The 7,041-nt window shown below is 35.8% G+C and carries 7 protein-coding genes and 3 pseudogenes; 7 read left to right on the top strand and 3 right to left on the bottom strand.

Features of this window, described 5'->3' with window-relative positions:
- From BHE89_RS25170 to BHE89_RS25160, 3 genes and pseudogenes are all read left to right on the top strand, one after another.
- Positions 1-326: pseudogene (locus BHE89_RS25170) on the top strand (hypothetical protein); the annotation flags it as partial.
- Between the two features lie 7 nt (positions 327-333).
- Entirely contained in the window at positions 334-564 is a 231-nt protein-coding gene (locus BHE89_RS25165; RefSeq protein WP_353615108.1) for a TolC family protein, read from the top strand.
- On the top strand, positions 509-1,387 hold the full coding sequence (locus BHE89_RS25160) for a TolC family protein (protein ID WP_286145945.1): 879 nt from the start codon (positions 509-511) through the stop codon (positions 1,385-1,387). Before BHE89_RS25165 ends, BHE89_RS25160 begins: the two co-directional genes overlap by 56 nt.
- 73 nt (positions 1,388-1,460) lie before the next feature.
- On the opposite strand, the pseudogene BHE89_RS06285 reads toward BHE89_RS25160, so the two are convergent.
- A pseudogene (locus BHE89_RS06285) lies at positions 1,461-2,500 on the bottom strand (linear amide C-N hydrolase).
- Positions 2,501-2,660: 160 nt separating this feature from the next.
- Between BHE89_RS06285 and BHE89_RS06280 the strand changes: the two are divergent.
- Positions 2,661-3,075 (top strand): annotated as a pseudogene (locus BHE89_RS06280) (DUF6122 family protein).
- Between the two features lie 90 nt (positions 3,076-3,165).
- Here BHE89_RS06280 and BHE89_RS06275 read toward each other — a convergent pair.
- Complete coding sequence (locus BHE89_RS06275; protein WP_128860353.1) at positions 3,166-3,516, bottom strand: hypothetical protein; 351 nt, start codon at positions 3,514-3,516, stop codon at positions 3,166-3,168.
- Positions 3,479-3,712 carry a hypothetical protein gene (locus tag BHE89_RS06270; protein WP_128860352.1) on the bottom strand — a complete coding sequence of 78 codons (234 nt, stop codon included), beginning with the start codon at positions 3,710-3,712 and terminating at the stop codon, positions 3,479-3,481. The genes BHE89_RS06275 and BHE89_RS06270 overlap by 38 nt, the downstream gene beginning before the upstream one ends.
- A 131-nt stretch (positions 3,713-3,843) precedes the next feature.
- Here BHE89_RS06270 and yegD point away from each other — a divergent pair, with 131 nt between their 5' ends.
- The 3 genes from yegD to BHE89_RS06255 all read left to right on the top strand — a co-directional run bounded on the left by yegD (position 3,844) and on the right by BHE89_RS06255 (position 6,789).
- On the top strand, positions 3,844-5,196 hold the full coding sequence (gene yegD / locus BHE89_RS06265; RefSeq protein ID WP_069369170.1) for a molecular chaperone: 1,353 nt from the start codon (positions 3,844-3,846) through the stop codon (positions 5,194-5,196).
- 128 nt (positions 5,197-5,324) lie between these two features.
- Complete coding sequence (locus BHE89_RS06260; protein ID WP_069369171.1) at positions 5,325-6,350, top strand: threonine aldolase family protein; 1,026 nt, start codon at positions 5,325-5,327, stop codon at positions 6,348-6,350.
- A 175-nt stretch (positions 6,351-6,525) separates the two neighbouring features.
- Positions 6,526-6,789, top strand: coding sequence for a YjbD family protein (locus BHE89_RS06255; RefSeq protein WP_069369172.1), 264 nt, complete (start codon positions 6,526-6,528; stop codon positions 6,787-6,789).
- Positions 6,790-7,041: the final 252 nt, after the last annotated feature.

Raw genomic sequence — 7,041 nt, 5'->3', positions numbered from 1 at the left:
AGTTAGCAAAAAAATCAGCCACGGATATTGGTATGGTAGAAAGCACCTATTTGCCAATAATCGCCGCGACTGCACTTGCAGGGTATCAACATGGAAAAACAATTAAATCCAGTTATGCATTAGCTGACCTTATAGACTTAGGACAACAAAACAATCCAGATACCCGCATCGCGTGGGAGTTAGCAAAAAAATCAGCCACGGATATTGGTATGGTAGAAAGCACCTATTTGCCAATAATCGCCGCGACTGCACTTGCAGGGTATCAACATGGAAAAATCGATTTACCTAAAAATCCTATTGTTGATGATATAAAAAACATCGAGTAGTGCATTTATTCCCGCACTCACATTTAGATGGCTTATTTTTGATTTTGGTAAACGAGGGGCATTAGTTGATGCGGCTAAGCATGCTTCTTTAGCAACAAACCTTAATTTTAATCTGATGCACCAGAAAATTATTCATGATGTCTCCGTTGCATATTTTAGTTATGGTGCAGCACAAAAAAAAAGTGAGTATCACGCAAAATGCCCTTCAGAGAAGCAAAGATATTTTATATGCCGTTGAACAAAAAAGGGCGAAGGGATTAGCAACGGTATTAGATGTCGCATTAGCTAAACAACAAGTTGCACAAGTTGAATTACAAAGCGTGTTAGCCAACGGTCATGAAAAAGATCAATATCAAATTTTACTGTCTGCTATTGGAGCGTCACCTTTTGAGAAAATAACCGTTAATTATGCCGATGATAATTTACTTCCTGATGATATTTCACCATTAACTCATGATGTGATTAAAAAAGCACTTGCACAACGTCCTGATGTTTTAGCGCAATATGAATTACAACAAGCTGCCATCAAGGCCGCTGACTCAGTCGGATCAGATTATTTTCCTAAAGTTTATCTTGCTGGCGCCCTTGCAGGAGGAACAGGTAGCTTTGATGTGCAAGGACTTCCTGATATTAGCCAAAGAACCTCATCTTCTAATATCCTAATTGGAGTCAGTATTCCATTATATGAAGGCGGAATGCGTCAATCCCGAATGGCTAATGCACAGTCAGAGATTCGGTTAGCACAAGAGAATTTACGTAAAAGCCAAGATATGGCAATAAAAGAGATTTCAATAAGTGAAAATACACTTAAGTCAGCACTTGAGGCGAATAAAGCATCTGAAAATTTAGTAGAGACAACTCAATTAACCTATACCGCCAGTGTTGAGTTTTATCATAATGGGCTGGGAACCGTCACCGAAATTAATACCGCTGAGATTGCATTATTAAATGCACAAATGTCTCAGATTGATGCTTATACAGGCGCGCAAATTGCAGCTGTTGATTTAGCATTTGCATTAGGCGACATCGATAAAGCATTACCTAATTCAGTATCACACTAAAATATTTATTTCTTTATTATTGTATTAGAGGTTGTGTTAATCATTTGCCAACCTCTAATACAGCAATAAAAAATTATTTATTCAAGTTAATCTGCTCAAAAACAGGTTTATTCATATCCTTAAATTGTGAAAGAGAATATTCGGTATAGTTTATATTGTTATAGCCTCTTATTTTCATCACACCATTCGTTAAATCAGATAACGTTGTCCAAACAGTATATTCTGTTTGTAATTGGCTACTTGTGCTTTGACTTTCTCCCATCACATCAGCCGTGATATTTTTCGTTCTATCAAAACGATTCATAATGTGTGCTAGGGTATTCATCGCTTCTGATGTCGATCCCGCTTTAGGTGCATAGGTTGAAAAATAAGCGGCACGAACAAAACGACCGACAGATGTATCGGATGAAGGCAATTGAGATATTGCAATACCACTATCAGGCTGTACGACATTGATATTTGCTAGTTTTCCTGAAGATTTATCAATATTCGTTAATTGACTGTAATTGTTAAGGTTAGTTAAGTGCCAAGGAAAATCTGGGCCATTCGTCATTACACGCGTTGGGTTTTGATAAACGTGTAATTTGCCATTTGAGGCTTCAATAACAATACTGCCTCCTTTTTTATCATAAAAAGCATAATGAAAAGGTGATTTTAGGTTGCCAAAATTTTTTTAATACCGGAGCCCAAAAATAACCTGATTCAACGGCTTTTTGTACTTCTTCGACTGTGGCGAAATTAGCTAGAGCCCATTCACCTAGCGAAGTGACGGGAATCGCTTTATCATAATCCTTTTTATCAAGTGGTGATAATTCAGCGTCTGTTATCATATTTGCACTAAATGATAAACCCGCACTATTTAAACCTTGTAATAAGTTGTGATCATCACCATCAAAAAAAATATCTGTTGTGACAGCTAATATGTCATATTTATTGCTATAACTGAGGCTATTTTCACCATTAGGGGCTTTTCTTTTGTGAAATTGTGTATTTTTTAGGATAATAAAGTAACCCATGAAGGTAAAATCAGCACTTAGTTCAAGTGTTCGACCTTGGTAAACATTATTATTTTTTATCAAGTATAGCTAAACTAGAGCAGGCTTCACTCGCCATAGAAACAGCGAGTAATGAGGATAACAGACCAATCAATATTTTATTGCGTTTTCATTATAAGTTCCTTAATTAAACAACTCCTTTAAATTTAGTTCAAATAAAAAAGACAACAACTATTTGGTAATTAAATGACAAATATTTTTAAAGAATCGGAGAGCTTGTGATATTTGAAATCAGCAGAACAATTTTACACTACAGTTTACATTTCTTAGCGCCTATTTTGTTAGGTTATCTTTTTTTGGGGTAAGAATTGGAAGATGGCTTCATTGCTTATGATAGGAACAATGGCGATTGATATTGACCATCTGTTAGCCACGCCTATTTTTGATCCTAACCGTTGTAGTGTGGGTTTTCACCCATTACATACTGTGTGGGCTGCATTAATTTACTTAGCTATATGGTTCTTGCCATCATGGAAATTAAAAGCCATTGCAGTAGGGTGTTTATTCCATTTATTTACTGACTCGGTTGACTGCTATTTAGGGGGATTAAAACCACATTTAACAATAACGATGAGTTGTGATAAAAATGACTTTATCTCTGATCTAAATAATAACCTGGTTGTTCAAAAATAGAGGAGTATTAAGATAACGCTATTTATTGATTTCTTAGAAGAACGATTCGGTGTAAATAGCGACTATCAACGCAAAATTAGAAGAAAATCATCACAATAAACGGTTTTCATCACCGAAAAAGTCATCTGCTAACCATTGCGTTACGGTTTTAGCATTAATTTGATTTGCTTGTCGCTTTTCAATCGCAAAATATTCAGGGAACGAAGCATCAGATTCATCATATGCTTTTTCGAGTTGTTCTAATTTAGCGAGTGCTTTTTCATAGTTATCAAAAATAGCGTCAATATCACGATAGATTTGACCAAAACCTTCACTGAATCGTGAAACAATGTAATAAAAATCGGAAAGAGGAATATCACAACTAAAACTGCTTAGTTTTATCTCTTCAATTTTTATCCATCGGTCATTTTTTTGCGAGTACTTTAATTTGATTGTCTTCACTTTGATTATCTTTAATAAATACTGCTTTTGCTTTTTCAGCAGCGTCTTTATTGTCAAAAGCGCCTAAAATAAAATCAGGTCCTTCATAGCCTGATATATCTATAATACATAAGTAAATTGTATTCATATTTTTACTCTTTTCTGGGACAAGCCTTTTAGCGGGTTTTATGACTATTTTTACTATCATTTCTTGCATTATAAGCCACTAATGTGCTGTATGACTTCACTTATTTTTCCTCTTTTAAGCCACATAATCTGATGGTAATTGCAAAAAGCTTGATGTAGAGTGCTCAGTCTTTTTTTAATGAAGTCTTTTGGGGAGGCTGAATGTTTATTGGCTTTGACTATGGAACATCGAATTGTTCTGTTGCAATGATGAAAGAGGGAAAACCCACTCTTTTGCCTTTAGAAGGTAATGATGTGTATATTCCATCAACCCTTTGTGCGCCAACCCGTGAATCTGTTTCTGAACATCTATTTCGCCATTTAAATATTAAACCTTCCAGTGACATTGGCGAACAATTACTAAGAAAGTCGATTGCGTTTAATCGAGAAGAAGGTATTGAATTAGTTCCTGAAGATATTCTCTTTGGTCAATCAGCACTAAGTTTATATCTACGTGATCCTCGCGATGTTTATTACGTTAAATCACCAAAATCCTTTTTAGGTGCTTCTGGTCTACATGATATACAAATTAGCTTCTTTGAAGACTTGGTTTGCGCCATGATGGCAAATATTAAGCATCAAGCAGAAAAAAGCACGCAAGAAGCGATCACAGATACCGTTATTGGTAAACCTATTAACTTTAATGGGTTGGGCGGCGATGCTTCAAATAGACAAGCTGAAAATATTCTTATCCGTGCTGCTAAAAGAGCGGGCTTTAAGAATATTATGTTTGAATTTGAACCTGTTGCTGCTGGGCTTGAATATGAGTCGACGTTAACTAAAGATCAAACTGTATTAGTTGTTGATATTGGTGGTGGTACAACTGACTGTTCATTGATTCAAATGGGGCCAAGTTACCAAGGCAAAACCGACCGTTCAAAGACATTACTTGCCCATAGTGGACAACGTGTTGGTGGTAATGATCTTGATATTTACCTTGCTTTTAAACAGCTTATGCCATTATTTGGTATGACAGGACTAACATCTTCAGGTATAAAATTACCGCTGAAACAGTTCTGGGATCCTATTGCGATTAATAATGTTGAAGCACAAAAAGATTTTTACTCTCGTCAAAATCTAGCTGTATTAAATCAGCTAAGACGGGACGCAAAAGAGCCAGAAAAAATAACGCGCCTTATTGAAGTCTATAATGAAACTTTAGGTTACAGCATTGTTCGACGTGCTGAAGAAGCTAAAATCGCTTTATCGGATTCTCCTGAGTATATTGCTAAAATTGCATTATTAAGTGAGACCTTAGAATTAACTATCGAACGTGATCAGATGGTTGGATCTATTGAATCACCAAAAAGCAAAATGATTGAATTGGTTAATGATGCGGTTCAACAAGGAGGAATAAAACCCGATGCTGTCTTTATGACGGGAGGCTCCGCACGCTCACCTATTTTATGCCAAGCTATTGAACAACAACTGCCTAATATTCCAATTGTTAAAGGTAATGACTTTGGATCAGTTACTGCTGGTTTAGCGCGTTGGGGCGAGGTCTGCTTTAAATAATAAGTATTAAATAACTGACTTTTTCAATATATTAAAACGCTTTAACATTCAATCTTTCTATTGATTAGATGTAGAGCGTTTTTCTTTATAAAAACACGATAAAAACACAACATACGACAGGAGAACACATGTACCGCTTCCAAAATGATTATAATGAAATTGCACACCCCGCGGTCATGAAAGCAATCACTGATACCGTGGGGCAACGCTATGATGGATATGGCATGGATAAGCTTTGTCATCAAGCTGCTCAATCAATAAAACAGCGTATTCAACAACCTGATGCGGATATTCACTTTTTTAATGGTGGTACCATCACTAATTTAACCGCTATTTCTCATTTTTTACGCCCACATCAGGCGGTTATTTCTGTCAGTACTGGGCATATCGCGACACATGAAACTGGCGCAATTGAAGCAACAGGGCATAAAGTGATTACCACATTTTCCGATGATGGCAAATTAACACCAGAGCTATTAAAACCTATCCTTGCTGAGCATAATGATGAACATTGGGTTCAACCTAAGCTTGTTTATATAACCAATGCCACAGAAATTGGTACGGTTTATCGCAAAGCAGAATTACAAGCACTACGTAACTTCTGTAACGAGAATAAGTTGTGGTTATACCTTGATGGTGCACGTTTAGCCACTGGATTAATGTCTGCACAAAGCGATCTGACTATCGAAGATATCGCCAGCTTAACGGATGCTTTTTATATTGGAGGCACCAAAATCGGTGCAATGTCAGCTGAAACGCTAGTTATTTGTCATCCAGCATTAAAAACTGATTTTCGTTTTAGCTTAAAACAAAAGGGAGGATTGCAAGCGAAAGGCTGGTTATTAGGCGTACAATTTGGCGCTTTATTTAAAGATGATCTCTATTTTAAATTAGGCAAACACCTTAATGAAATGGCATCACAATTAACGACGTTCTTTACTGCACAAGGCTTTGAATTTTTAGCACCACCAGAATCTAACCAAGTTTTCGTTATTTTACCGAACTCAATTGCAGAAAAATTAACACAACAATTTGTTTTTCATCGTGTTTTACTTGAAGATCCTAATTTGAGTTGTTTACGTCTTTGTACTTCGTGGGCAACAACACAGCAAGACATTGATGGATTTAAAACCGCATTCCTTCAATTAATTTAAATTTTCTGTTTAAACTTATCTCTTATTTTTATGCATTCATTCTATTTAAGTGTGTAATGCATTTTCTCGCTATGATCAGCATTTTTAATGACTTTAAATCTAAATATAATGCTGGAGCGGTACATTAATAATGTTATATTACTATCTCCTCACTCAACATAGGTAGGGTAATAGAATGAAGAAACTGACACTCCAAGAAATGACAGACGCCCAACAAATGCGAGTAAGAACCCGAATAGCCCAAGAAAAAAAGAAGTTCGGACGTGAATTAACAAATGCTGAAATGAACAGAACCAAAGATTCCATTATTACCGAAATCTCCCTCGAAGTTGAAAAAGCCACAAAAAAAGCACAAGCCCTCAAGAAAAAACAAAAACTAGCCCCGAGTGATGAAACCTATAGTTGGTCAGCTAAAAACCATCGTAGCGGATATCGTTAATTTTTTAACTGGCCCTGATATATTTATTTATCAGGGCTAAGCAATTAATAACTCACCGACTGTACTTCAATCCACATTAGTTGTAGATGTTCCTATTAAATAAATAAGATCCACTATGATAGTTTTAGATAATACATTTTCTATTATGTATGGTCATATCTATTTTGGCTACAACCCAAAATATGAACATTTTACCCTAATATGACAATTCTATTTTAAGTGTAAACTAATGTTAGTAATTTATACTTTGAT

This window comes from Shigella sp. FC1967, assembly GCF_001743005.1.
Lineage (GTDB): Bacteria > Pseudomonadota > Gammaproteobacteria > Enterobacterales > Enterobacteriaceae > Proteus.
Note: the sequence above shows the minus strand (reverse complement) of the source record. Positions and strands in the feature narration are given on the sequence as shown.

Coding starts and splice junctions, on each gene's coding strand:
- BHE89_RS06270 (WP_128860352.1), bottom strand. CDS start 3,712: ATGCAAGAAATGATAGTAAAAATAGTCATAAAACCCGCTAAAAGGCTT.
- yegD (WP_069369170.1), top strand. CDS start 3,844: ATGTTTATTGGCTTTGACTATGGAACATCGAATTGTTCTGTTGCAATG.
- BHE89_RS06260 (WP_069369171.1), top strand. CDS start 5,325: ATGTACCGCTTCCAAAATGATTATAATGAAATTGCACACCCCGCGGTC.
- BHE89_RS06255 (WP_069369172.1), top strand. CDS start 6,526: ATGAAGAAACTGACACTCCAAGAAATGACAGACGCCCAACAAATGCGA.